The sequence below is a fragment of the Falsirhodobacter algicola genome (assembly GCF_018279165.1).
GTDB lineage: Bacteria > Pseudomonadota > Alphaproteobacteria > Rhodobacterales > Rhodobacteraceae > Falsirhodobacter > Falsirhodobacter algicola.
This window is the reverse complement of the sequence record NZ_CP047289.1, coordinates 1,927,128-1,950,421: the sequence shown is the minus strand read 5'-3', so window position 1 is coordinate 1,950,421 and position 23,294 is coordinate 1,927,128. Positions and strand designations below refer to the sequence as shown.

Below are 23,294 nucleotides of genomic sequence, written 5' to 3'. Positions count from 1 at the left end.
CGTCCTTCTGCTTCCGCATTGGTATATGGCGCGGCCGCGCGCACGCAAGTCCGCAGCGCCTCTTGCGCGAATCCGTCCGGGGGCCTACACTCTGCCCCATGCAAGGGTTCATCTACTTCAACATCACCGACCATGCCCGCCTTCCGGCGCGGTTCTTCGGTGCGACCCGCAACGTCCTCGCGCGCCTTTGATGCGGCGGGGTGCCCTTGTGCATCCCAGACGCCGCTGTTTTCCGCATCAAAGCCATCCGACCGCAGGGACGAGCCATGACCGCTCAAGCACGCACGCTCTATGACAAGATCTGGGACGACCACGTCGTCCAGCAGGATGCCGACGGCACCTGCCTCCTCTATATCGACCGCCACCTCGTCCATGAGGTGACGAGCCCGCAGGCCTTCGAAGGGCTGCGCATGGCCGGACGCGCCGTGCACGCGCCCGGCAAGACGATCGCCGTGCCGGACCACAACGTGCCCACCACCAAGGGGCGCGAGCTGCATATCGAAAACGAAGAGGGCCGCATTCAGGTCGGCGCGCTCGACACCAATGCCCGCGCCTCGGGGGTGCATTACTATCCCATCGACGACATCCGTCAGGGGATCGTGCACATCGTCGGGCCCGAACAGGGCTGGACGTTGCCGGGCATGACCGTGGTCTGCGGCGATAGCCATACCGCGACGCATGGCGCCTTCGGCGCGCTGGCGCATGGCATCGGCACGTCCGAGGTGGAGCATGTGCTTGCCACCCAGACGCTGATCCAAAAGAAATCGAAGAACATGAAGGTGGAGATCACCGGCTCGCTGCCCCCCGGGGTGACGGCCAAGGACATCACCCTGTCCGTGATCGGCCTGACCGGCACCGCCGGCGGCACCGGCCATGTGATCGAATATTGCGGGCAGGCCATCCGCGAGTTGACGATGGAAGGCCGCATGACGGTCTGCAACATGGCGATCGAAGGCGGCGCCCGCGCCGGTCTGATCGCCCCCGACGAGACCACCTTCGCCTATTGCAAGGGCCGCCCGAACGCCCCCAAGGGCGAACAATGGGATGCCGCCGTCGCCTATTGGAAGACGCTCTTCTCCGACGAAGGCGCGCATTACGACAAGGTCGTCACCCTGCGCGCCGAGGATATCGCCCCGGTCGTGACATGGGGCACCTCGCCCGAGGATGTGCTGCCGATCACCGGCACCGTGCCCGAACCCGAAAGCTTCTCGGGCGGCAAGGTGGCGGCGGCGCGCCGCGCCCTCGATTACATGGGCCTGACGCCGGGAACCCGCCTGCAGGACATCGAAGTGAACACCGTCTTCATCGGATCGTGCACGAACGGCCGGATCGAGGATCTGCGCGCCGCCGCCGAGATCCTGCGCGGGCGCCGCATCGCGCCGGGCATCCGGGCGATGGTCGTGCCCGGCTCCGGCCTCGTGCGCCATCAGGCCGAACAGGAAGGCATCGCGCAGGTCTTCATCGATGCGGGCTTCGAATGGCGGCTGTCGGGCTGCTCCATGTGCCTTGGCATGAACGACGATCAGCTGAACCCCGGGGATCGCTGCGCCGCCACCTCCAACCGCAACTTCGAGGGGCGGCAGGGCCGCGGGGGGCGTACCCATTTGATGAGCCCGGCCATGGCCGCCGCCGCCGCCGTGACGGGCCGTCTGACCGATGTGCGCGCCTTTGCGGCGCAGGAGGCCGTGTGATGGACAAGTTCACGACGCTTACGGGCATCGCCGCGCCCATGCCGCTCGTCAATATCGACACGGACATGATCATCCCCAAGCAGTTCCTGAAGACGATCCAGCGTTCCGGCCTTGGCCGGAACCTGTTCGACGAACTGCGCTACGAGGCCGACGGCACCGAAAAGCCCGATTTCGTGCTGAACCAGCCCGCCTACCGCTCGGCGGAGATCCTCGTGGCGGGGGACAATTTCGGCTGCGGCTCCTCGCGCGAGCATGCGCCCTGGGCGCTGTTGGATTTCGGCATCCGCTGCGTGATCTCCACCAGCTTTGCCGACATCTTCTTCAACAACTGCTTCAAGAACGGCATCCTGCCGATCGCGCTGCCGCAGGATGTGGTGGATGTGCTGATGGAGGATGCGGGCCGCGGGGCCAATGCGCGCATCACGGTGGATCTGGAACGTCAGGTCGTCACGACCTCGGACGGGAAGGACTTCGCGTTCGAGGTGGACCCCTTCCGGCGGCACTGCCTGCTGAACGGTCTGGACGATATCGGCCTGACCATGGAAAAGGCCGCCGCGATCCAAACCTTCGAGGCAGGGCTCGCCACCTCCCGCCCTTGGGTTTAACCCGATCTTAAGCACGATATGCGAACCCGGACGCCATGCGTGTCCGGGTTTTCCTTTGTCTGCTGCTGCTCTGGCCGATGGCGGTGCCGGCCGGCCCGCTGCGGGTTGCGACCTTTCATGCCGATCTGTCGCGCAAGGGGCCGGGCCTGATGCTGCGGGACATCCTTGCGCGCGATCCGGCGATGCTGGAGGCGGCGGCGCGGCTCGATGCCATTGGGGCCGATGTCGTGCTGCTGCAGGACGTGGATTACGATGCGGCGGGCATGGGCCTTGCGGCCTTCGCTGCGCTGCTGACCACCGAGTATCCCTACCGCTTTGCGCTGCGGCCCAATACGGGCATGGCCACCGGCCTCGATCTGGATGGCGATGGACGGCTGGGCGGGCCGGGCGATGCGCAGGGATTCGGCTTTTTCGCGGGCGATGGGGGGATGGCGGTGCTGTCGCGCTTTCCGGTGCTGACGGATCAGGTCCGCGATTTCTCGGGGTTTCTTTGGGCGGCGCTGCCGGGGGCGCTGCTGTTCGACGGCATGAGCGAAGGGGCGAAGGCGGTGCAGCGCCTCTCCTCCACCGGGCATTGGGAGGTGCCGCTGGAACTGCCCGGCGGCACGGTGCTGCGCCTTCTGGCCTTTCACGCCACGCCCCCCGTCTTCGACGGGCCGGAGGATCGCAACGGCCGCCGCAATCATGACGAGATCGCCTTCTGGCCCGCCCTGATCGCGGGGCGGCTGCCGTTTGCGCCGCCCGCGCCGCCTTGGGTGATCCTTGGGGATGCCAATGCCGACCCGGATGCGGGCGACGGGCGGCATGACGGCATCGCTGCGCTGCTCGCCGATCCGGCGGTGCAGGATCCGTTGCCCGGCACCGCCAGCGCCGACTATCCCGCCACCGGGCCGCTGCGCCTCGATTATGTGCTGCCCATGGCCGGGCTGCGGATCATCGGGGCGGGCATGGGGGACGGCGCGCCGCATCGCCCGGTCTGGGTCGATCTGGACCTGCCCTAATTGTCGGTGACGCGAAAGCCTGCGGGAATGGCGTCGCGCCCCTCCAGCACCAGATCCACCATCACCCGCGCCACGCCGGGGGCCATGCCGAACCCGATCTTGAAACCGCCATTGGCGATGAAATGCCCCGGCCGGTCTGGCCATGGCCCCAGCATCGGCGCGCGCGAACGGGCGCGCGGGCGCAGCCCGGCCCACCGCTCCACGACCTCGGCGCCCGCCAGCACCGGCACCGCCGCCACCGCGCGGGCCAGCAGCGCATCGAGCTGCGCATCGGTGCGCAGATCCGCCGCCTCCCGCTCGGTCGTGGAGCCGATGGCCACGGTGCCGTCCGCATGGGGAATGATGTGCAGCCCGTCTACGAACAGTTGCGGAAGGGTTCGCGCCTCGTGGCGCAGAACCAGCGCCTGCCCCTTGATCCCCGTCCCGACGGTGCGGCCCAGCGCGCGCGACAGATCGTGAAGGCCCGCTGCGCCCGTTGCATGAACCTCGGGGGCCGCGCCCTCCCATTCCGGCACGATCGCACCGCCCGCCGCACGGATCGCCGCCGCCAGCGCGCCCAGCGCCATGCGCGGATGGATGCGGCCCGAGAGCGTATCCTCCACCAACAGCCCCGTCGGCGAGGGCGGCTCCCACGCAGCCCCGGTCGCGGGCCGCACATCCCAGCGCGCCCGCCCCTGCCAAAGCGTTCCGGCCGACACCGCCCGCCCCCGCGCCAGCGCGGCGGCGTCCTCATCGGTCACGGGTTGCAGACGACCGGTGCGGGCATAGCCGGGATCGGCGCCCCCCGCCGCCGCCACCCCGGCCCAGAAATCGGCGGCGTGCAACAGGCTGTCGAGTTGAAACTGCTTCTTGGCGTTCCAGTTTTCGGGGACATGCGGCGCCAGCGCGCCCACCACCCCGCCCGAGGCACCCGCCCCGATGCCCCCCGGATCCACCACGGTGACACGGGCACCGCGGCGCGCCGCCTCCCAAGCGATGGACAGGCCGAAGATGCCGGCGCCGCGTATGACTAGATCGGTCCTCATCCGCCCCTTCTATGCGGCGGCGGGGCGGCTGACCAGCGCGCACCGGGGCCATTGCGCTCCGCGCCCCGGAGGCGCATCAAGAAGGCCGGAGGTGCGGATGCAGGCAGAACTCGACTGGTTGGACGGGACGATCCCGGTATCCACCCGCTTTGACGATCCCTATTTCTCGCTGACCGGCGGCATGGAGGAGACGCGCCATGTCTTCCTTTCTGGCAACGGGCTGCCCGAACGGCTGCGGGCGGGGTTCCACATCGCGGAACTCGGCTTCGGCACCGGGCTGAACCTGCTGGTCAGCCTGATCGCATGGCGGCGGACGGGCCTGCCGGGGCGTCTGCGCTTCACCTCGTTCGAGGCGTTTCCCATGACCGCCGACGACATGGCCCGCGCGCTGGAGGCGTTCCCCGAATTGCGGGCGATCGCGGATCCGGTGCTGCACGCATGGGCCGCCGGGACGGGGCCGCGACGCCGCATCCATCTGGGCGATCTGGAGGCGGAGGTCATCCTCGGCGATGCGCGCGAGACCCTTCCCCAATGGGAGGGCACGGCGGATGCGTGGTTCCTCGACGGTTTCGCCCCGGCCAAGAACGCCGAGCTCTGGTCGGACGATCTGATGGCCGAGGTGGGCCGCCATACCGCGCCCGGCGGCACCTTCGCCACCTATACCGCTGCGGGGCATGTGCGCCGCGCGCTGGATGCGGCCGGCTTCGACGTGGCACGCCGCCCCGGCTTTGGAACGAAACGACACATGACGGCCGGAACCCGGCGACAGGAGGCATCGTGACCCAACCCGATCTGCGCAAGGGCATCGCCTGCATGGTCACCGCCACGCTGGTCTTTGCGGCGCAGGATGCCGTGTCGCGTCATCTGGGCGAGGGCAACAACGTCTTCGTCATCGTGATGATCCGCTACTGGTTCTTTGCCGCCTTCGTCGTCGCGCTGGCGCTGCGCAGCCCCGGCGGGCTGCGGCGGGTGCTGCGCCCGCACCACCTACTGATCCAGATCGCGCGGGGCCTCATCCTCGTGTCGCAGATCTGCATCCTGCTGCTGGCCTTCGTGAAGCTGGGGCTGGTGGCCACGCATTCGATCTTCACCTGCTTCCCGCTGTTGGTGGCCGCCCTGTCGGGGCCGGTTCTGGGCGAGCATGTGGGATGGCGGCGCTGGACGGCGATCGCGGTCGGCGCGGTGGGTGTGTTGGTGATCCTGAACCCATTGGGCGAGCAGATCCTGTCGCCATGGATGATCCTGCCGATCCTCGGCGCGTTCGTCTTCGCCCTTTACGGCCTGCTGACCCGCTATGTCGCGGAAAAGGACGGGGCGACGGTCAGCTTCTTCTGGGCCGGGGTCACGGGGGCGGCGGCGATCACGGTGCTGGGCCTGTGGTTCTGGCAGCCGATGCCGCGCGCCGACTGGCCCTATATGGCGGTTCTGTGCTGCACCGGGATCCTTGGCCACTGGTGCATGATCCGCGCCTATGACTATGCCGAGGCAAGCGCGGTGCAGCCCTTCTCGTTCCTGCAACTGATGTGGATCGCGATCATCGGTGTCGCCTTCTTCGGCGAAACGCTGACCCCGAACGTGGTGATCGGCGCGGCGATCGTGGTGATGGCGGGGCTGTTCACGCTGTGGCGCGCCGAACAGAAGGGCGAACCCCCTACCCCCGTAACTCGTCCGTGACGCGGACCGGGATCGGAGTTCCCGCCAGCTTGGCGCGGTAGATCACCAGCGATTCCACCACGCGCTGCACATAGGCGCGCGTTTCGGCATAGGGGATGTCCTCCACCCAGTCGACCACGTCCACCGACGGATCGCGCGGATCGCCCATCCGTTCGATCCAGTCGCGCGGACGCCCCGGCCCGGCATTGTACCCCGACGCCACCAGCGCGACCGAGGGGCCGAACTCCTCGATCATCTGCGCCAGATAGGTGGAGCCGAGCCGCACGTTGAACGCCGGGTCCGAGGTCAGACGCCCCACGCTGAAATCATCCCCGAGATCGGCCGACAGCCGCCGCGCCGTGTCGGGCATGACCTGCATCAGGCCCCGCGCCCCGGCGGGGCTGACGACGGCCGGATCGAACTCCGATTCCCGGCGCGAGATAGCGAGCGCGAAGGCCCGCGTCACCGGCAGCCCGTCGGGCACGAGGTCCGGCACCGGGTAATAGGCCGCCGGCAGGATGATCCCGCGATAGGCGGCCATCTTCGCAACCCCAAGGGCGATGTTCGGCTCCCCCTGATCCAGCGCCATGTCCGCCAGCTGCGCCAGCCCCGTGGCATCCCGCGATTCGGCCAGATGCAGGATGAAGCGCCGCCCCAACTGCCAATCCCCCGAGGCCAAGAGCATCTGCGCCGCATGCAGCACCGAGGAGGACATGAACTCCGCCCCGTGCCAGTCGGGCGCGGCATCCCCCGCCAGCATCGCAGGATCGGTATCGAGGCCCAGCCTTTCGGCGGCCAGCAGCCCGTAATAGGCCGAGGAATGTTCCGCCGCCTGCCGGAAGGTGGCCATGGCGGCGTCGTAATCGCCCAGCGCCTCCTCTGCGCGGCCCTGCCAATACAGCGCGCGGGACAGGCTGATGGCGGTGCCGACCCCCTCCTGCAAATGGCGGAAATGCTCCAGCGCGTCGTCCGGACGGTTGAGCTTGCGCAAGGCCACATGCCCGGCCAGAAACTCCAGATCGGCGAAATCCCCGCCCTCGGTCAGCCCGTGCCCAGAGGCGAGGCGATAGGCGAGGTCCGGATTGCTCGTCTCGTATTCCCGCACGAGGTAGATGCGGCCATCGGCCCATGCCTCGGGGCGGCCCAGATCGGCGCCCTGCGCCAGCAGAAGCGCGGCCGCCTCGTCGAAGCGGCCCTTGCGCATGCGCCACGCGAACCGCTCATAGGCAAGCCCCGGATCGGCCGAGAGGCTGGCAGGCACCGCCTCGATCAGGGCATCGACCCCGGCGGCATCCTCGCGCAGGGCAAGGCGGGCAAGGGCCAGCGCCTGCCAGCCTTCGGGAAGGCGCGGCAGCATCTGGCGCACCTGCGCCCCGTCCCCCGCCCAGAGGAAATGATCGGCCCGCGCCGTATCGGCGGCGGTCAGGGCATCGGGATACATGCGCCCCAATTCGTCCTGCTCTTCGGCCGAGAGGGGCAGGGTGTTCCACGCGCGCAGCGCCTCGGCCTGCGAGGCATCGCGCCGGCCAAGGGCCAGCCACGCCCGCGCCAGCCCGATCGCGCCCGCGCCCGTCTGCGGCGGATCGGCGGCGAAGAAGGCGACGATGCGATCCGCATCCCCCGTGGCCACGATCGCCTCCTCGCCCCTCCGTTGCAGCAGCGGAAGGCCCGGCCAGTCGGGGCGGCGCAGCAAGAAGGCCTCGTATTCGGCGGCGGTTCCCTCGCCGCTGCGCAGGCGCTGCCATTCGATGATGTCGCGGGCGATGTCGTCCTGCACCGCGCCGAAGGCGGCGGGCCAGTCCTTCCGATCCGCGGCCTGAAGGGCTGCGGCCAGCCCATCTTCGGCCAAGGCGGGCAAAGGCAGCAGCAGGCATGCGGACACGAGAAGTGCTTTCATGGGGCGCATCCTGCCAAAGCCCCCGCCCCGCGGCAACACACGAAGCCGCCAGCTTGGCAAAGCCTTGCGGGCCGCGTAAGACAGGCTCGTTTGAATGCGGACGAATCCGCCGATGAAGGAGAAGCGTGTCATGATCAAGGGGTCCATTCCCGCCCTCGTGACGCCGTTCAAGGACGGCGCCCTGGATCTGGACACGCTGAAGAAGCTGGTGGATTGGCAGATCGAGGAAGGCTCCTCGGCGCTGGTGCCGGTGGGCACGACGGGCGAAAGCCCCACCCTGACCCATGAAGAGCACAAGATCGTCGTCGCGGCGGTGATCGAATATGCCGCCGGCCGCGTGCCGGTCATCGCGGGCGCAGGCTCCAATTCCACCGCCGAGGGGATCGGCCTCATCCGTCACGCCCAAGAGGCGGGGGCCGATGCGGCGCTGATCGTCACCCCCTATTACAACAAGCCGACGCAGGCGGGCATGATCGCGCATTACCGCGCGCTGCACGACAGCTGCGATCTGCCGATCATCATCTACAACATCCCCGGCCGCTCGGTCGTGGATATGAGCCCCGAGACCATGGGCGAACTGGCCCGCCTGCCGCGCATCGTCGGCGTGAAGGACGCGACCGGAAAGCTGGAACGCGTCAGCCAGCAGCGCATCACCTGCGGGCCGGATTTCGTGCAGCTTTCGGGCGAGGATGCGACCGCGCTCGGCTTCAACGCGCATGGCGGTGTCGGCTGCATCAGCGTCACGGCGAACGTCGCCCCGCGCCTGTGCGCCGAATTCCAAGCCGCGACGCTGGCGGGCGATTACGCCACCGCGCTGTCCTATCAGGACCGCCTGATGCCGCTGCACGAGGCGATCTTCCTCGAACCGGGTCTGGCGGGGGCGAAATACGCGTTGTCGCGCCTTGGCCGGTGCGAACCGGAGGTCCGCCTGCCGCTGCTGCCGGTCAGCGATGGGGTGAAGGCGCGGATCGACGCGGCCCTGCGCCACGCCGGGCTGCTGGCCTGATCTGGACGGGGGCGGCCACGCCCCCTATCTTTCCCCGATGAAGAAATCCGATCCCAACAGCAAGCTGATCGCCGAAAACCGCCGCGCGCGGTTCGACTACGCGATCGAGGACGACATCGAGGCAGGCATCATGCTGCTCGGCTCCGAGGTGAAGAGCTTGCGGCAGGGCGGCTCCAACATCGCCGACAGCTATGCCAGCGTCGAGGATGGGGAACTGTGGCTGATCAACGGCTATATCGCGCCCTATCTTCAGGCCAAGACCTGGGGCCATGAGGAACGGCGCAAGCGCAAGCTTCTGGTGAACCGGCGCGAACTGGCCCGCATGTGGAGCGCGACCAAGCGCGAGGGCATGACGCTGGTGCCGCTGCGGATGTATTTCAACGACCGCGGCATGGTGAAGATCCGCATCGGCATCGCCAAGGGCAAGAAGATCAGCGACAAGCGCGAGACGTCGGCCAAGCGCGACTGGAACCGCCAGAAGGCCCGGCTGCTGAAGCAGGGCTGACTTGAAGCGCGGACGGGCGCGGCGTATCCGGGGGGCGGAGGTGCCCCCATGAACGCCCTGAACGATCCCCGAACCCTTGTCTCCACCGCATGGCTGGCCGACCATCTCGATGATGTCGTCGTGCTCGACGGCTCGTGGCATATGCCGGCGGCGGGCCGCGATGCGCGGGCCGATCATGCGCAGGCACATATTCCCGGCGCCGGTTTCTTCGACATCGAGACGATCCGCGCCGACAGCCCCCTGCCGCATATGGCCCCGGATGCCGAGACGTTCGCATCCGCCGTAGGCGCACTCGGCATCGGCGGGGCGACGCAGGTGGTCATCTACGACACCACAGGCCTCTTTTCGGCCGCGCGGGTGTGGTGGATGTTCCGCCTGATGGGCCATGACGCGGTGGCGGTGCTGGATGGCGGCCTGCCCAAATGGCAGGCCGAGGGCCGGCCCGTCACGGATGAGGCCCCCGCCCCGCAGCCGCGCCGGATCACCCCGATCCCGCAGCCCCAGCGCGTGCGCACCGCCGAAGAGGTGGCCGCCGGTTCCGCGCAGGTGGTGGATGCCCGCGCCGCGCCGCGCTTTGCCGGGGAGGTGGCCGAACCCCGCCCCGGCCTCCGGGCGGGCCATATTCCCGGCGCACGCAACCTGCCCTTCGACCGGCTGCTGAACGCGGACGGCACCCTGAAACCGATTGCGGCGCTGCGCGATGCCTTCGTCGCGGCGGGTGTCGATCTGGAGCGCCCCATCGTCACCTCGTGCGGGTCGGGCGTCACGGCGGCGATCCTTAGCCTTGCGCTGGAACGTCTGGGGCATCCCGATCACGCGCTCTACGACGGCTCTTGGGCCGAATGGGGCGCGCGGCACGATCTTCCGGTGGAGACGGGACATGCTTGAGCGGCTGAAACCGCAACCTGCGGATGCGATCCTGCACCTGATGCAAGCCTTCCGCGACGATCCGCGGCCCGGCCGGATCGACCTTGGCGTCGGCGTCTACAAGGATGCCGCGGGGCGCACGCCCGTCATGGCCGCCGTCCGCCGCGCCGAGCGCCGCATCTGGGAGGAAGAGGAGACCAAGACCTACACCTCCATGGCCGGGGATGCCGCCTTCCTCGATGCGATGCGCCGCATGATCCTTGGGCGGACGGACGGGGCGGCGATCGCCACCGTCGGCGGCACCGGGGCGCTGCGTCAGGCGCTGGACCTCGTGCGGGGAACGACGCCCGAGGCGACCGTCTGGCTCTCGGCGCCGACATGGCCGAACCATCCGGCGCTGATCGACCATGCCGGGCTGCGGCGGGCGGAGTACCGCTATCTCGATCCAGCCACCGGCGGGATCGACCTGCCCGGCCTGATGGAGGATCTGGGCCGCGTCGCACCGGGCGACATCGTGCTGCTGCACGGCTGCTGCCACAACCCCACCGGCGCCAATCCCACCGAGGAGGAATGGGGCATCATCGCCGCCCTTCTGGAGCGCGCGGGGGCGATCCCGCTGATCGATCTGGCCTATCAGGGATTCGGCGACGGGGTGGAGGCGGATGCCGCCGCCACCCGGCGCCTTGCCGCGCAGCTGCCGCAGGCGATGATCGCGGCCTCCTGCTCCAAATCCTTCGGCATCTACCGCGAGCGGGCGGGCGCGCTTCTGGTGCTGGGGGGCGTGCGCGCGCTGGTGCAGGACAATCTGGCCGCGCTGAACCGGATGACGATCTCCTTCCCGCCCGATCATGGGGCGCGGGTGGTGGCGACCATCCTCGACGATCCGGGGCTGAATGCCGAATGGCGGGCCGAACTGGAGGCGATCCGCCTTGGCATGATCCGCACGCGCGAGGCGCTGGCGGGCGCGCTGACCGCGGCCTGCGGGACGGACCGTTTCGCCTTCGTGGCGCGGCATCGGGGCATGTTCTCGCGCCTCGGCCTGCCCCCGGCGCAGGTGGAGGCGCTGCGGCGCGATCACGGCGTCTACATGCTGGGCGACAGCCGCATCAACATCGCGGGCCTGCGGGCCGAGGATGTGCCCCGTCTGGCAGAGGCGGTCGCGGCGACCGGCTGACCCAATGAAAAAGGCCCCGCAATGCGGGGCCTTTCTGTCATCACGCTTCGGCGTCGGATTTCGCGTCGGGCGCGATTTCTTCGCCGGTGGTCTGATCGACCATCTTCATGCCAAGGCGCACCTTGCCGCGATCGTCGAAGCCCAGAAGCTTGACCTTCACTTCCTGACCTTCCTTCAGCACTTCGTTCGGGTGCTGCAGACGCTTGCCCGAGATCTGCGAGACGTGCACGAGGCCGTCACGCTTGCCGAAGAAGTTCACGAAGGCGCCGAAATCGACCAACTTCACGACGCGGCCGGTGTAGATCTTGCCTTCTTCCGGCTCGGCCACGATGGACCAGATCATGTCATAGGCGCGCTTGATCGCATCGGCGTCGTTGGACGCGATCTTGATCATGCCGTCGTCGTTGATGTCGACCTTGGCACCCGAGGTTTCCACGATCTCGCGGATGACCTTGCCGCCCGAACCGATCACTTCGCGGATCTTGTCGGTGGGGATCGTCAGCGTTTCGATCTTGGGGGCATAGGCCGAGAATGCGTTGGCCGAGGTCAGGGCCTTCGCCATCTCGTCCAGGATGTGCATCCGGCCGTCCTTGGCCTGTGCCAGCGCCTGCTCCATGATCGCGGGCGTGATGCCGGCCACCTTGATGTCCATCTGGAGCGAGGTGATGCCGTTCTCGGTGCCTGCGACCTTGAAGTCCATGTCGCCGAGGTGATCCTCGTCGCCGAGGATGTCGGTCAGCACGGCCCATTTGTCACCCTCGAGGATGAGGCCCATGGCGACGCCGGCCACCGGGGCCTTCAGCGGAACGCCCGCATCCATCATCGCCAGCGAACCGCCGCAGACGGACGCCATCGAGGAGGAACCGTTGGATTCCGTGATCTCCGACACGACGCGGATCGTGTAGGGGAAGTCGGTCGCGCTCGGCAGAACGGCCTGAAGGGCGCGCCATGCCAGTTTGCCGTGACCGATCTCGCGGCGCCCGGGGGAACCGACGCGGCCCACTTCGCCGACCGAATAGGGCGGGAAGTTGTAGTGCAGCAGGAAGTTGGAGCGCGAGTTGCCGTGCAGCGCGTCGATGATCTGCTCATCCTCGCCGGTGCCGAGCGTGGTCACGACCAGCGCCTGCGTCTCGCCGCGGGTGAACAGCGCCGAACCATGCGTGCGCGGCAGGATGCCGGTTTCCGACACGATCGGGCGGACCGTCTTGGTGTCGCGGCCATCGATCCGGGCACCGCCCGAGATGATGTCGCCGCGCAGCACTTCGGATTCCAGCTTCTTCAGCGCGGAACCGAGGTTGGCATCGGCCAGTTCCTCGTCGCTCAGGCTGGCCTTGACGGCGGCCTTCGCGGCTTCGACGGCGTCGTGACGCTCGCCCTTGTCCTTGATGGCATAGGCGGCGCGCATCTGCGATTCGCCGGCCTTCTTCACCTTGGCATAGAGCGCGGAGTAGTCGGGCGGGGTGAAGTCGAAGGGTTCCTTCGCGGCCGCTTCGGCGAGGTCGATGATCAGGTCGATCACCGGCTGCATCGCATCATGGCCGAACTTCACGGCGCCCAGCATCTCGGCTTCGGACAGCTCGTAGGCTTCCGATTCCACCATCATCACGGCGTCTTTGGTGCCCGCGACGACGAGGTCGAGCCGCTGCTCGGGGTTGTTGCGCAGGCCCTGCATGTCATCGACCGCCGGGTTCAGCACGTATTCGCCATCGACGAAGCCGACGCGCGCCGCACCGATCGGGCCCATGAAGGGCACGCCCGACAGCGTGAGCGCCGCCGAGGCCGCGATCATCGCAACGATGTCGGGCTCGTTCTCGAGGTCGTGCGACAGCACGGTGCACATCACCAGCACTTCGTTCTTGAAGCCCGGCACGAAGAGCGGACGGCAAGGACGGTCGATCAGCCGGGAGGTCAGCGTCTCCTTCTCGCTCGGCCGGGCCTCGCGTTTGAAGAAGCCACCCGGGATCTTGCCGGCGGCGTAGTATTTCTCTTGGTAGTGGACCGTCAGCGGGAAGAAGTCCTGTCCGGGCTTCTGCTCCTTGGCGAAGGTCACGTTGGCCATGACCGAGGTTTCGCCCAGCGTGGCGATCACGGTGCCGTCGGCCTGACGGGCCACCTTGCCGGTCTCGAGCGTCAGCGTCTCGCCGCCCCACTCGATCGACTTTTTCGTAACGTTGAACATGTGTTTTCCTGTTCTGGCCGGGGGTCCCTCCCCCGGCTTGGCATCCGGACGGCGTTCGTCCGGGGTCCTGATCTTCTGCCGAGCGGCCGGACCCTGCCGCGCGATGCGAAAACGGCGACGCGCCCCGGAGGGCGCGTCGGAAAAGCGTTAGCGGCGCAGGCCCAGACGTCCGATCAGGGACGTGTAACGGCCTTCATCCTTGGCTTTGAGGTAATCGAGCAGCTTGCGGCGTTGCGCGACCATCATGAGAAGACCACGACGGGAGTGGTTGTCTTTCTTATGGGTCTTGAAGTGCTCGGTCAGCGTGGCGATCCGCGACGACAGAACGGCGACCTGAACTTCGGGCGAACCGGTGTCGCCTTCCTTCGTCGCGTATTCTTTGATGAGGCGGTTCTTTTCTTCGACGGTGATCGACATCGGATGTCTCCTTCAATTGGGTGGTGACGGCGCAAGCCAGGATGTCGTCCAGCAGGGCCCGCCCCGACATGCGGGGATACGCGCATATAGGGGAAATCGGCCCGAAAGGGAAGCGTTGTTGCGTTAACCACATGGAAAGATCCCGGCAGACCGCCCCCGGTCCGCGCGCTAGACCGAAAGGCGAACAAGCGTAGAGGGTGGGTATGTTCGGAATCATCGGCCTCGTCGGTGCGGTCATGGCGGGTGCCGCCGCGGACATGTTCATGGGCCTGAAGGCCGATCCCGGCCACGACGCCGACGATGACGCGGAGGCCGCCCCCGAGGGCACCGAGGGGGAGACGCAGGATTCGCAGGGCGATCTGCTGGACGAGGTCCGCTTCGACGGCATGCCCCGTTCCAGCGACATCCCCGAACCGCCCGACCCGGCGGAGAACGTGGTCGGCACCGATGGCGACGACCGCCTTGCGACGGGCGACGGCGACGACACCCTGTCGGGCGGCGACGGCACCGATATCCTTGTCGCGCGGGACGGCGACAACCGCGTGATGGGCGATGGCGGGCAGGATTACCTCTATTCCGGCGATGGGCGCGATACGCTCTTCGGCGGGGATGGCGATGACGCGCTCTATGCCGGTGGCGGCGATGACCGGCTGTTCGGCGGCACGGGCAACGACCAGATGTACGGCCAGATGGGCGATGACACGTTGCGTGGCGGCGTGGGGGACGATTCGCTGATCGGCGGCGCCGGGCAGGATCGTCTGCACGGTCAGGGCGGCAAGGACTGGCTGTCGGGCGACGACGGCGATGACCGGCTGTTCGGGGGGCGCGGCGCCGACACGCTGGATGGCGGCGCGGGGAACGACACGCTGTTCGGCGGCGAGGATCGGGCCGTGGACTACCTCAATGGCGGGCGCGGCGAGGATGTCCTGCATGTCGGCGCGAAGGATGTCGCCACGGGCGGCGACGGCGCGGACACCTTCATTCTGGGCGAAGGCGTGTCCGGCCATCCGGCGACGCTGATGGATTTCGACCCCAAGACCGACGTGATCGAGATTACCCACGAACCCGGACACGCCCCCGTGGTGGAGGTGCTGGACCACGAGACCGGCCAGCGCATCGTGGTCGACGGCACCGATCTGGCGGTGCTGCGCGGCGTCAGCGGTTTCGACGCGGCGTCGATCCGTCTCGTGTCCCTGCACCACTAGAATTGCAATCCGTGGCGGGTGGGGCTATCTCGGTTCGGTCAGACGCGACCGGAAAGGCACTCCGACCCTCATGAACTGGATCTCGAATTACGTCCGCCCGAAGATCAACTCGCTCTTCTCGCGCCGGGAGGTGCCGGAGAACCTGTGGACCAAGTGCCCCGAATGCGGGACCATGCTGTTCCACCGGGAGCTGGCCGACAATCTGAACGTCTGCACCAATTGCGACCATCACATGGCGATCAGCCCCCGCAAGCGTTTTCAGGCGCTGTTCGACGGCGGCATCTTCACCGAGGTCGCGGTGCCCGAACCCGTGGCGGACCCGCTGCAGTTCCGGGACCAGAAGAAATATCCCGACCGCCTGAAGGCGGCGCAGAAATCCACCGGCGAGAAAGAGGCCATGCTGGTCGTGGAGGGTGAGATCGCCCGCACGCCCGTGGTCGCCGCCGGGCAGGACTTCGCCTTCATGGCCGGCTCCATGGGCATGTATGTCGGCAACGCCATCGTGGCCGCCGCCGAACGCGCCGTGGCGCTGAAACGTCCGCTGGTGCTGTTCTCGGCTGCGGGCGGGGCGCGGATGCAGGAAGGCATCCTGTCGCTGATGCAGATGCCGCGCACCACCGTTGCCGTGCAGATGCTGAAGGATGCGGGCCTGCCCTATATCGTCGTGCTGACGCACCCGACGACGGGCGGGGTCACGGCTTCCTATGCGATGCTGGGCGATGTGCACATCTCGGAGCCGAACGCCCTGATCTGCTTCGCCGGCCCCCGCGTGATCGAACAGACGATCCGCGAAAAGCTGCCCGAAGGCTTCCAGCGCGCCGAATACCTGCTGGATCACGGCATGCTGGACCGCGTGACGCACCGCAAGGCGCTGCGCGAGGAGTTGGTGACGATCCTGCGCATGCTGACGGGTCAGCCCCCGGCCGTGCGCGCCGACCTGCCCGCCCCCACGCCGGAACCGGCCCCCGTCACCCCGCCCGCGCCAGACGCGTGAGCGGTTCGGACGCCATCCTGCAGCGCATGATGGCGCTGCACCCCAAGGTCATCGACCTGACGCTGGACCGGATGCACCGGCTTCTGGAAACGCTGGGCCATCCGGAACGGCGCCTGCCGCCGGTGATCCATCTGGCGGGCACGAACGGCAAAGGCTCCACCCAGGCGATGATCCGGGCGGGACTGGAGGCGGCGGGCCTGCGGGTCCACGCCTATACCTCGCCGCATCTGGCGCGCTTCCACGAACGGATCCGCCTTGCCGGCGATCTGATCTCCGAGGCGGATCTGACGGCCCTGCTGGACGAATGCGCCGCCGCCAACGGCCCCGAGGCGATCACCTTCTTCGAGATCACCACCGCCGCCGCCCTCTTGGCCTTTGCGCGCACCCCTGCGGATGCGACGCTGCTGGAGGTGGGCCTCGGCGGGCGGCTGGATGCGACCAACGTCGTGGACAGCCCGCGGTTGACGGTGATCACCCCGGTCTCGATCGACCATCAGCAATATCTGGGCGACACGCTGGCCGAGATCGCGGGCGAAAAGGCCGGCATCCTGAAGCGCGGCGTGCCCTGCATCGTCGGTCCCCAAGCCCCCGAGGGGTTGGAGGTGATCGAGGCGCGGGCCGCACGGCTGGGCGTTCCGCTGCGTGTCCATGGGCAGCACTGGCATGTGCAGGCGGAACACGGCCGCCTCGTGTTTCAGGACGAGGATGGGCTTCTGGATCTGCCGCTGCCGAATCTGCCCGGCCCGCATCAGATCCAGAATGCCGGGGCCGCCCTCGCCGCCCTGCGGCTTCTTGGCCATGACGAGACCGCCTGCGAGGCTGCGGTCACCCGCGCCTTCTGGCCCGCCCGGATGCAGCGGCTGCGCAGCGGACCTCTGGCCGATCTGGCGGCGGGGGCGGAGCTTTGGCTCGATGGCGGGCACAATCCGGCGGGCGGACAGGCCGTGGCGGCGACGCTGGCCGCGATGCCCCCGCGCCCGACGCATCTGATCTGCGGCATGCTGAACACCAAGGATGTGCGCGGCTATATGCGCCCGCTCTCGGCGGTAACCGAATCGCTGACCGCCATCACCATCCCGAACGAGCCGAACACCCTGCCTGCCGAAGCCACTCGCGACGCGGCCCTCGATGTGGGCATCGCGGCGCAGACGGCCGAATCGGTGACGGAGGCGCTGCGGGCGATCCTGCGGCGCGAGCCGCAGGCGCGGGTTCTGATCTGCGGATCGCTCTACCTTGCCGGGGCGATCCTGCGCGAGAACGCCTAGCGGCGGCCGTCCTCGGTCCGCAGCTGGCGCGCGCGGGTCAGGATCGCATCCTCGATCGCGCGCGTCGTCTCGGCGGAGACGGCGCTGCCGCCGCTGGTCTGAAGCGCGACATGCAGCGACCGCGCATCCAGCGCCGCATCCTGCACATAGACCGTGGCCCGATAGGCGCGCCCGCCGCCGGGCGGCGTGCCGTAGCCCGTCGTGAACACCCCCGAGAAGGGATCGACCGACTGCACCGGCAAGAAGCTGAGCACATCCAGCGCCGCCGTCCAGATATAGCGGTTCACTGCAATACGGGTGTTCGTGTCGTTGTTCTTGCCGAACAACTGCCAGATACTGCCGTCGCCGCGCTGCCCGCCGATCGTGTCGCTGTGATAGGGCTCAGCCGCGGCAAGCTGCTCGCGCTGGCGATCCGCAGCTTCCTTGCTGCCGCAGGCCGCGACCAGCAGGACAATTCCGCCAAGGGAGGCGGCGCGCGCGAAGCGGTTCAAGGTCATGCGATCCTCATACTGCAATCCTTGGGTTTTCCTATCGGAGGGGGGCCACTGGAACAAGCGTTTTCCCCCGTGGGGGCACTGTTGCACCATTGCATCACATCATCCTACAAGTTGGAACACGCAACCGTTATCGTTGCTTTACTGGGCAACCGGGCGGAAAACATATGCAGTCCTGATCCGCAAAAGGGTTGGGCCGGCCTTTCTAGGTACAACGAGGGAAACAATGAAAAAGATTCTTCTTGCGACGTCGATCCTCGCCGCGACGACGGGATACGCCGCTGCCGAAGTCTCCCTGACGGGTGACGCACGTATGGGCGTCGTCTTCGATGGCGAAGACGTGCAGTTCTCCGAGCGCGCTCGCGTTCGCTTCAACCTGTCGGGTCAAACGGACACCGGTCTGGAATTCGGCGCAGCCTTCCGTGCGCACGAAGCCAACGACTCGCAGACGGGCGGCTTCGCCAGCGACGTTGAAGACCGTGAGAGCACCGTCTGGATCTCCGGCGCCTTCGGTCAGCTGGAAATGGGCGACGTGGCCTCGGCTGCCGAAGAAGCGATCGGTGACCTCGACGGCGTCGGCTTCTCCGGCCTGAACGACTACTCGGACATCCCGTACATCAACGGCGACGGTTCGACCGCGATCGAACAAGGCCCGGGCGCTCTGTACTCCTACACGATGTCCGGCTTTGAGTTCCACCTCAGCATGACCGACGGCAACCTCGGTTATGGCAGCGACGAAGACAGCGATGAGCGTACGACCGCTTACGCTGTTGCCGTTGCCTACCAAGGCGACAACTACAAAGTCGGCCTCGGCTACCTCGACAACGGCGAGTACGACGAGAACGACGGCAACTACGGCGGCAGCCAAGTCATCCTGTCGGGTGAAACCGACGTGGCTGGCTTCGCGGTCAAAGCCTACTACGCCAGCTTCGACGGCGTGCTCGACGAACTGGACGGCTACGGCTCCGACGTGGACCCGGAACTGGACCACACGATCGGTCTGGGCGTCTCCTACACCTTCGGCGCGACGACCGTCCGCGGCTTCGCCCGTCGTGACGACCTCGACAACGAAGTCAACGGCGACGACAAGCTGGACACGTTCGGCATCGGCGCGATCTACGACCTCGGCGGTGGCGCGACCATCAACGGCGGCGTCGTGAACACCGACCGTTACACGGACGAAGACGGCGACGGCGAAACGCTGGCCGACATCGGCATCAAGCTGGCCTTCTGATCCACACGGATCATTCGGCGGAAAGAGCGGGCGAAAGCCCGCTCTTTTCTTTTATGCGCCGTCCCGCTACGCCTGATTCCATGGCATATACGGACATCCTTCACCGCATCCGCGCCGCCGAGGCGGCTCATGGCCGGCCCGCAGGGTCGGTTCAGCTCGTCGCCGTGTCGAAGCTGCAACCGGACGCCCGGGTGGAGGCGGTTCTAGACAGTGGCCACCGCCTGTTCGGCGAAAATTACGTGCAGGAAGCGCAGGGGAAATGGCCCGCCTTACGCGACCGCTTCGGCCCCGTCACCGTGCATCTGATCGGCCCGCTTCAGACCAACAAGGCCAAGGCGGCGCTTCATCTGTTCGATGCGATCCACACCCTCGACCGACCGAGCCTTGCCAACCGCCTGGCCCGGCTGGCGCAGGAGGCCGGGCACTGCCCCGATCTCTTCGTGCAAGTGAACACCGGGGCCGAGCCGCAAAAGGCCGGCATCCTGCCCAATGAGGCGGACACCTTCATCGCCGCCGCCCGCGCGCTGGATCTGCCGGTGGTGGGCGCGATGTGCATCCCGCCCGAGGGGGCCGACCCGGTGCCGCATTTCGCCCATCTGGCCCGCATCGCGGAGCGCAACGGCCTTGGGGGCCTCTCGATGGGGATGAGCGGCGATTTCGAAGATGCTATCGCTCAAGGCGCGACCCATGTGCGCGTCGGCAGCGCGATCTTCGGCGCGCGCGCCTAGCGTACGCGCAAGACGCAGCCCGGCCGGATGCGCCGGGCAAGCCACAGAATATCCTTGCGCGCCAGCGCGACGCAGCCCGCCGTCGGTGCGCCCCGCCGCCGCCATGTGTGCACGAAGATCGCCGATCCATGCCCCGGTCGCGCGGGCGTGTTCCAATCCGTCACCAGAATCAGATCGTACATCGGATCGGCCCGCCGCAGCGATTCGTGCCGGAACGGGTGCGGACGGCGCACGAGGCGGTTATAGGCCGGGTCCGCCGGATCGTCCGACCACAGATCCCCCGGCCCGATGGGCCGCGCCCAAGCCGGAAGGCCCGCAAGCCGGTCCGCGCGATAGAGCATCCCGATGATCCGGTGATCGCCGCGCGGCGTTGCCATGTCGCCCTCGCGCTTTGCGCCCGTCACGCCGCCGCGCCCGATGCTGCAGGCAAGCCGCCGCCCCGCAAAGAGGACGCCCGCTTTCGTCACCCGCATCACCGCACGGGGTGCCGTCACAGCAGATGCCCCGATTTCAGGGCCTTCGTCGCAAGGTATCCTGCATTCTGCGCCGTCTGCCCGACCTTGAGGGGCACGCGCTCCACGACCTTGACGCCATGCGTCTCCATCATGCGGATCTTGGCGGGGTTGTTGGTCAGCAGCCGGACGGCGCCGAACCCCATCTCGCGCAGGATGCCCGCTCCGATGCGGAAATCGCGCTCGTCATCCTCGAAGCCCAGCCGGTGATTGGCCTCCACCGTGTCGAATCCCTGATCCTGCAGGGCATAGGCGCGCATCTTGTTCGCCAGCCCGATCCCCCGCCCTTCCTGATTGAGGTAGAGGAGCACGCCCGCCCCCTGTGCCCCCATCTCGGCCAGCGCGGCCCGAAGCTGGGGGCCGCAGTCGCATTTCAGGCTGCCCAGCACATCCCCGGTGAAGCAAGCCGAATGCAGCCGCGCCAGAACCGGCGCATCGCGGTCGGGGCGTCCGATCTCGATGGCGTAATGCTCGGCGGTGTCGTCCTCGGGGCGGAAGATGTGCACGCGCCCGGCTTCGGAGGCGGCCATGGGAAGGCGCGCCGACACCACGGGGGCCAGAAGCGGCTCGCGCGCCAGCGCGTCCAACGCGGCGGCGGCCGGCAGCGTGGTCAGCCCCTCGCAAGAGGCGGCCTCCACGGCGACGATGGCGGGCAGAAGCTGCGCCGTTTTCGCCAGCGCGACGCCCACGCGGTGGGCCGCAGCATCCCCGCCGCGCAGCGTCTCGAACGGGCCCTTCATCGGCGAGGCGAGATCCCCGGCCGGGTCCGCCGCCGCCGTCAGCCACGACAGCGGCGCCGTCCCCACCGCGATGCGCGCCACATCGCCGTCATAGGCGCGGGCCTTCAGCGTTTCGGCGCGGCGCGGCGTGATGGCAAGGACCAGCGGGCCGAGGGCGCGCATCTGCTCCAGCCGGTCCGGGCCCAGCGCCTCCACCGCGGCGACGAGAACGGTCCGCTCGCCCGTGATCGCGACGGGCAGACCAAGGCGCAGGTCGCTGCGCGCACGGGCAAGGCGTTCGGTGATGGTCAGCGACAGCATGGCGGCTCCTTCTTGCCCGCCTGAGATAGCGCGGGCCGCGATATTTTGAAACAAAACCTTCGCCTCGGACACGTCCGCGTGAAGCTTTGTCGCATTCCTTGCCGCCCCGCGCGCCGGCCCGCATGTCCATCGCGAACGAGTGATCGGAGGGCCAGATGGCAGCCTTGAAGAAAATCCTGCTTGTCGACGACGACGATGATCTGCGCGAAGCGCTGAGCGAGCAGCTTGTGATGACCGAGGATTTCGACGTGTTCGAAGCCGCGACCGGGGCCGATGGCATGGAGAAGGCCAAAGGCGGGCACCACGATCTGGTGATCCTCGATGTCGGCCTGCCCGACACCGACGGGCGCGAGCTGTGCCGCCGGATGCGCAAGGCGGGCGTAAAATGCCCGGTGCTGATGCTGACGGGGCATGACACGGATGCCGACACGATCCTCGGCCTCGACGCCGGTGCGAACGATTATGTCACCAAGCCCTTCAAGTTCCCCGTCCTTCTGGCCCGCATCCGCGCCCAGCTTCGCACGCATGAACAGTCCGAGGATGCCGTCTTCCAGCTTGGCCCGTATTCCTTCCGCCCCTCGCAGAAGCTTCTGGTCGATGACCGCGACAAGAAGATCCGCCTGACGGAGAAGGAGACGAACATCCTCAAGTTCCTCTATCGCGCGACGCAAGGCGTCGTCCCGCGCGAGGTGCTGCTCCACGAGGTCTGGGGCTACAATGCGGGCGTTACCACCCACACGCTGGAAACCCACATCTACCGTCTGCGCCAGAAGATCGAGCCGGACCCCTCGAATGCGCGCCTTCTGGTCACCGAAAGCGGCGGATATCGGCTCGTGGCCTGATCGCCCCTTGCTCCGCCAACCGCGACACCTATCTGAGGCGTGTCGCGGCAACGCGACACCTCCCTGTTGGACCTAGGGCCGGGCTTTCGCCCGGCCTCTTTTTATGGCTAATGCGGCGGCAAAGGAGATCCCCATGCCGTTCACGCTCGCCACTTGGAACATCAACTCCGTCCGCTTGCGCGAAGGGCTCGTCAGCCGCCTTCTGGCCGAGGAGCTTCCCGATGTGCTGTGCCTGCAGGAATGCAAGAGCCCGGTGGAGAAGATCCCCCTCGATCGGTTCCGGGCGCTTGGCTACAACTGGATCGTGGCGCGGGGGCAGAAGGGCTATAACGGCGTCGCCATCCTGTCGCGCCTGCCGCTGACGGATGCGGGCGATCGCGATTTCGCCGCCCTCGGCCATGCGCGCCATGTCGCGGGCGTGCTGGAGAACGGCGTCACCATCCACAACTGCTATGTCCCGGCGGGGGGCGATGTGCCCGACCGCGAGGTGAACGTGAAGTTCGGCCAGAAGCTGGATTATCTGACCGAGATGCGCGACTGGGCCCGCGCCGAGCGGCCCGCGAAATCCATCCTTGTGGGCGATCTGAACATCGCCCCGCGCGAAGACGACGTCTGGAGCCACAAGCAGCTTCTGAAGATCGTCAGCCATACCCCGATCGAGGTGGCGCATCTGGCCGAGGCGCAGGAGGCCGGAACCTGGGTGGACATCACCCGCAAGGACATCCCCGAGGGCAAGCTCTACAGCTGGTGGTCCTACCGCGCGGCGGACTGGAACGCGGCCGACAAGGGGCGGCGGCTCGATCACGTCTGGGCCACGGCCGACATCGCCGCCGCCGGCCATTCCAGCCGCGTCCTGCGCCCCGTGCGGGGCTGGGAACAGCCCTCGGATCACGTTCCCGTCTTCGCGACCTTTGACCTTTGACGGCCGCGTGAGCATATAGGCACCAACCCACCACGGAG

23 protein-coding genes are annotated in these 23,294 nt (G+C 67.8%); 16 read left to right on the top strand and 7 right to left on the bottom strand.

Annotated elements, in window-relative coordinates; all coding sequences use genetic code 11:
• Positions 1–266: 266 nt before the first annotated feature.
• The 3 genes from leuC to GR316_RS09690 all read left to right on the top strand — a co-directional run bounded on the left by leuC (position 267) and on the right by GR316_RS09690 (position 3,297).
• A complete protein-coding gene (gene leuC / locus GR316_RS09700) occupies positions 267–1,691 on the top strand; it encodes a 3-isopropylmalate dehydratase large subunit (protein WP_211783725.1) in 1,425 nt (474 codons plus the stop codon).
• On the top strand, positions 1,691–2,296 hold the full coding sequence (leuD, locus tag GR316_RS09695) for a 3-isopropylmalate dehydratase small subunit (protein ID WP_211783724.1): 606 nt from the start codon (positions 1,691–1,693) through the stop codon (positions 2,294–2,296). The genes leuC and leuD overlap by 1 nt, the downstream gene beginning before the upstream one ends.
• A 77-nt stretch (positions 2,297–2,373) precedes the next feature.
• A complete protein-coding gene (locus GR316_RS09690) occupies positions 2,374–3,297 on the top strand; it encodes an endonuclease/exonuclease/phosphatase family protein (RefSeq protein ID WP_390625194.1) in 924 nt (307 codons plus the stop codon).
• Here the strand turns inward: GR316_RS09690 and GR316_RS09685 are convergent.
• Complete coding sequence (locus GR316_RS09685; protein ID WP_211783723.1) at positions 3,294–4,322, bottom strand: NAD(P)/FAD-dependent oxidoreductase; 1,029 nt, start codon at positions 4,320–4,322, stop codon at positions 3,294–3,296. The genes GR316_RS09690 and GR316_RS09685 overlap by 4 nt on opposite strands.
• Between GR316_RS09685 and mnmC2 the strand changes: the two genes are divergently transcribed.
• Together mnmC2 and GR316_RS09675 are read left to right on the top strand one after the other, a co-directional pair.
• Entirely contained in the window at positions 4,288–5,103 is an 816-nt protein-coding gene (gene mnmC2 / locus GR316_RS09680; protein ID WP_211783722.1) for a tRNA (5-methylaminomethyl-2-thiouridine)(34)-methyltransferase MnmC2, read from the top strand. The two genes, GR316_RS09685 and mnmC2, sit on opposite strands and share 35 nt — an antisense overlap.
• A complete protein-coding gene (locus tag GR316_RS09675; RefSeq protein ID WP_211783721.1) occupies positions 5,100–5,996 on the top strand; it encodes a DMT family transporter in 897 nt (298 codons plus the stop codon). The genes mnmC2 and GR316_RS09675 overlap by 4 nt, the downstream gene beginning before the upstream one ends.
• On the opposite strand, the gene GR316_RS09670 is transcribed toward GR316_RS09675, so the two are convergent.
• Positions 5,974–7,872 (bottom strand): lytic transglycosylase domain-containing protein, encoded by a 1,899-nt coding sequence (locus tag GR316_RS09670; protein ID WP_249218758.1) that lies wholly within the window; start codon positions 7,870–7,872, stop codon positions 5,974–5,976. The genes GR316_RS09675 and GR316_RS09670 overlap by 23 nt on opposite strands.
• A 130-nt stretch (positions 7,873–8,002) precedes the next feature.
• Between GR316_RS09670 and dapA the strand changes: the two genes are divergently transcribed.
• From dapA to GR316_RS09650, 4 genes are read left to right on the top strand one after another with little or no spacing between them, the layout of a single operon-like run.
• Positions 8,003–8,878, top strand: a complete 876-nt coding sequence (gene dapA / locus GR316_RS09665) for a 4-hydroxy-tetrahydrodipicolinate synthase (RefSeq protein ID WP_211783719.1) — start codon at positions 8,003–8,005, stop codon at positions 8,876–8,878.
• Positions 8,879–8,915: 37 nt separating this feature from the next.
• On the top strand, positions 8,916–9,383 hold the full coding sequence (gene smpB, locus GR316_RS09660) for an SsrA-binding protein SmpB (protein ID WP_211783718.1): 468 nt from the start codon (positions 8,916–8,918) through the stop codon (positions 9,381–9,383).
• 48 nt (positions 9,384–9,431) lie between these two features.
• The gene (gene sseA, locus GR316_RS09655) at positions 9,432–10,271 is read left to right on the top strand and encodes a 3-mercaptopyruvate sulfurtransferase (protein ID WP_211783717.1); all 840 of its coding nucleotides are present in this window, start codon (positions 9,432–9,434) and stop codon (positions 10,269–10,271) included.
• Positions 10,264–11,424 (top strand): amino acid aminotransferase, encoded by a 1,161-nt coding sequence (locus GR316_RS09650; protein WP_211783716.1) that lies wholly within the window; start codon positions 10,264–10,266, stop codon positions 11,422–11,424. Before sseA ends, GR316_RS09650 begins: the two co-directional genes overlap by 8 nt.
• 40 nt (positions 11,425–11,464) lie before the next feature.
• Here the strand turns inward: GR316_RS09650 and pnp are convergent, their stop codons facing one another.
• Positions 11,465–13,603, bottom strand: coding sequence for a polyribonucleotide nucleotidyltransferase (pnp, locus tag GR316_RS09645; RefSeq protein ID WP_211783715.1), 2,139 nt, complete (start codon positions 13,601–13,603; stop codon positions 11,465–11,467).
• Between the two features lie 147 nt (positions 13,604–13,750).
• On the bottom strand, positions 13,751–14,020 hold the full coding sequence (rpsO, locus tag GR316_RS09640) for a 30S ribosomal protein S15 (RefSeq protein ID WP_211783714.1): 270 nt from the start codon (positions 14,018–14,020) through the stop codon (positions 13,751–13,753).
• Positions 14,021–14,223: 203 nt separating this feature from the next.
• On the opposite strand from rpsO, the gene GR316_RS09635 reads away from it, so the two are divergent.
• The 3 genes from GR316_RS09635 to GR316_RS09625 all read left to right on the top strand — a co-directional run bounded on the left by GR316_RS09635 (position 14,224) and on the right by GR316_RS09625 (position 17,484).
• Entirely contained in the window at positions 14,224–15,225 is a 1,002-nt protein-coding gene (locus GR316_RS09635; protein ID WP_211783713.1) for a calcium-binding protein, read from the top strand.
• Positions 15,226–15,295: 70 nt separating this feature from the next.
• On the top strand, positions 15,296–16,219 hold the full coding sequence (gene accD, locus GR316_RS09630) for an acetyl-CoA carboxylase, carboxyltransferase subunit beta (RefSeq protein WP_211783712.1): 924 nt from the start codon (positions 15,296–15,298) through the stop codon (positions 16,217–16,219).
• Between the two features lie 26 nt (positions 16,220–16,245).
• Entirely contained in the window at positions 16,246–17,484 is a 1,239-nt protein-coding gene (locus GR316_RS09625; RefSeq protein WP_211785182.1) for a bifunctional folylpolyglutamate synthase/dihydrofolate synthase, read from the top strand.
• Here GR316_RS09625 and GR316_RS09620 read toward each other — a convergent pair.
• Positions 17,481–17,981, bottom strand: a complete 501-nt coding sequence (locus GR316_RS09620; protein ID WP_211783711.1) for a DUF3576 domain-containing protein — start codon at positions 17,979–17,981, stop codon at positions 17,481–17,483. The genes GR316_RS09625 and GR316_RS09620 overlap by 4 nt on opposite strands.
• Positions 17,982–18,204: 223 nt before the next feature.
• Here GR316_RS09620 and GR316_RS09615 point away from each other — a divergent pair, with 223 nt between their 5' ends.
• Both GR316_RS09615 and GR316_RS09610 read left to right on the top strand, forming a co-directional pair.
• The gene (locus GR316_RS09615) at positions 18,205–19,212 is read left to right on the top strand and encodes a porin (protein ID WP_211783710.1); all 1,008 of its coding nucleotides are present in this window, start codon (positions 18,205–18,207) and stop codon (positions 19,210–19,212) included.
• A gap of 80 nt (positions 19,213–19,292) precedes the next feature.
• Positions 19,293–19,940: a YggS family pyridoxal phosphate-dependent enzyme gene (locus GR316_RS09610; RefSeq protein WP_211783709.1), complete on the top strand. Its 648-nt coding sequence runs from the start codon at positions 19,293–19,295 to the stop codon at positions 19,938–19,940.
• On the opposite strand, the gene GR316_RS09605 is transcribed toward GR316_RS09610, so the two are convergent.
• A complete protein-coding gene (locus tag GR316_RS09605) occupies positions 19,937–20,413 on the bottom strand; it encodes a L,D-transpeptidase family protein (RefSeq protein ID WP_211785181.1) in 477 nt (158 codons plus the stop codon). The genes GR316_RS09610 and GR316_RS09605 overlap by 4 nt on opposite strands.
• Before the next feature lie 17 nt (positions 20,414–20,430).
• Complete coding sequence (gene ribA / locus GR316_RS09600) at positions 20,431–21,492, bottom strand: GTP cyclohydrolase II (RefSeq protein ID WP_211783708.1); 1,062 nt, start codon at positions 21,490–21,492, stop codon at positions 20,431–20,433.
• Between the two features lie 155 nt (positions 21,493–21,647).
• Here ribA and GR316_RS09595 point away from each other — a divergent pair, with 155 nt between their 5' ends.
• Together GR316_RS09595 and GR316_RS09590 are read left to right on the top strand one after the other, a co-directional pair.
• Positions 21,648–22,334 carry a response regulator transcription factor gene (locus tag GR316_RS09595; RefSeq protein WP_211783707.1) on the top strand — a complete coding sequence of 229 codons (687 nt, stop codon included), beginning with the start codon at positions 21,648–21,650 and terminating at the stop codon, positions 22,332–22,334.
• Between the two features lie 133 nt (positions 22,335–22,467).
• On the top strand, positions 22,468–23,256 hold the full coding sequence (locus GR316_RS09590) for an exodeoxyribonuclease III (protein WP_211783706.1): 789 nt from the start codon (positions 22,468–22,470) through the stop codon (positions 23,254–23,256).
• Positions 23,257–23,294: the final 38 nt, after the last annotated feature.

Bases quoted from the DNA above. Each gene is read 5' to 3' on its own strand.
- leuC (WP_211783725.1), top strand. From the start codon at position 267: ATGACCGCTCAAGCACGCACGCTCTATGACAAGATCTGGGACGACCAC.
- leuD (WP_211783724.1), top strand. From the start codon at position 1,691: ATGGACAAGTTCACGACGCTTACGGGCATCGCCGCGCCCATGCCGCTC.
- GR316_RS09690 (WP_390625194.1), top strand. From the start codon at position 2,374: ATGGCGGTGCCGGCCGGCCCGCTGCGGGTTGCGACCTTTCATGCCGAT.
- mnmC2 (WP_211783722.1), top strand. From the start codon at position 4,288: ATGCCGGCGCCGCGTATGACTAGATCGGTCCTCATCCGCCCCTTCTAT.
- GR316_RS09685 (WP_211783723.1), bottom strand. From the start codon at position 4,322: ATGAGGACCGATCTAGTCATACGCGGCGCCGGCATCTTCGGCCTGTCC.
- GR316_RS09670 (WP_249218758.1), bottom strand. From the start codon at position 7,872: ATGAAAGCACTTCTCGTGTCCGCATGCCTGCTGCTGCCTTTGCCCGCC.
- dapA (WP_211783719.1), top strand. From the start codon at position 8,003: ATGATCAAGGGGTCCATTCCCGCCCTCGTGACGCCGTTCAAGGACGGC.
- smpB (WP_211783718.1), top strand. From the start codon at position 8,916: ATGAAGAAATCCGATCCCAACAGCAAGCTGATCGCCGAAAACCGCCGC.
- sseA (WP_211783717.1), top strand. From the start codon at position 9,432: ATGAACGCCCTGAACGATCCCCGAACCCTTGTCTCCACCGCATGGCTG.
- GR316_RS09650 (WP_211783716.1), top strand. From the start codon at position 10,264: ATGCTTGAGCGGCTGAAACCGCAACCTGCGGATGCGATCCTGCACCTG.
- pnp (WP_211783715.1), bottom strand. From the start codon at position 13,603: ATGTTCAACGTTACGAAAAAGTCGATCGAGTGGGGCGGCGAGACGCTG.
- rpsO (WP_211783714.1), bottom strand. From the start codon at position 14,020: ATGTCGATCACCGTCGAAGAAAAGAACCGCCTCATCAAAGAATACGCG.
- GR316_RS09635 (WP_211783713.1), top strand. From the start codon at position 14,224: ATGTTCGGAATCATCGGCCTCGTCGGTGCGGTCATGGCGGGTGCCGCC.
- accD (WP_211783712.1), top strand. From the start codon at position 15,296: ATGAACTGGATCTCGAATTACGTCCGCCCGAAGATCAACTCGCTCTTC.
- GR316_RS09625 (WP_211785182.1), top strand. From the start codon at position 16,246: ATGATGGCGCTGCACCCCAAGGTCATCGACCTGACGCTGGACCGGATG.
- GR316_RS09620 (WP_211783711.1), bottom strand. From the start codon at position 17,981: ATGACCTTGAACCGCTTCGCGCGCGCCGCCTCCCTTGGCGGAATTGTC.
- GR316_RS09615 (WP_211783710.1), top strand. From the start codon at position 18,205: ATGAAAAAGATTCTTCTTGCGACGTCGATCCTCGCCGCGACGACGGGA.
- GR316_RS09610 (WP_211783709.1), top strand. From the start codon at position 19,293: ATGGCATATACGGACATCCTTCACCGCATCCGCGCCGCCGAGGCGGCT.
- GR316_RS09605 (WP_211785181.1), bottom strand. From the start codon at position 20,413: ATGCGGGTGACGAAAGCGGGCGTCCTCTTTGCGGGGCGGCGGCTTGCC.
- ribA (WP_211783708.1), bottom strand. From the start codon at position 21,492: ATGCTGTCGCTGACCATCACCGAACGCCTTGCCCGTGCGCGCAGCGAC.
- GR316_RS09595 (WP_211783707.1), top strand. From the start codon at position 21,648: ATGGCAGCCTTGAAGAAAATCCTGCTTGTCGACGACGACGATGATCTG.
- GR316_RS09590 (WP_211783706.1), top strand. From the start codon at position 22,468: ATGCCGTTCACGCTCGCCACTTGGAACATCAACTCCGTCCGCTTGCGC.